At 58.9% G+C, this 207-nt stretch carries 1 protein-coding gene; it reads left to right on the top strand.

Annotation, left to right across the window (positions count from 1 at the left end; genetic code table 11):
* Positions 1-188: hypothetical protein (locus IAE56_RS21210; protein ID WP_234456254.1), on the top strand; the 188-nt coding region annotated here is incomplete at its 5' end.
* Positions 189-207 lie beyond the last annotated feature (19 nt).

The raw sequence follows: 207 nt of genomic DNA, 5'->3' as shown, positions 1-207 counted from the left end.
TGGCATTCCTCGTCCTTGAGCGCGCCGCGCGCGCAGATCTCACAGCCCGAACCGGGCGATTGCATCCGAAGGCGAAAGAAAACCAGATGATTCGGGCGGGCGCAAGCAATCAGCCGCACATTCTGCGGTTATTGGAGAAAAACCAAGCCTCCTGGAAGGTCGACGCGTTGCAGCGGCGTTATCGCTGACGCAAGAAGGTGCTGAAAG

This window comes from Stenotrophomonas sp. S41 (assembly GCF_016624625.1).
GTDB lineage: Bacteria > Pseudomonadota > Gammaproteobacteria > Xanthomonadales > Xanthomonadaceae > Stenotrophomonas.
Note: the sequence above shows the minus strand (reverse complement) of the source record. Positions and strands in the feature narration are given on the sequence as shown.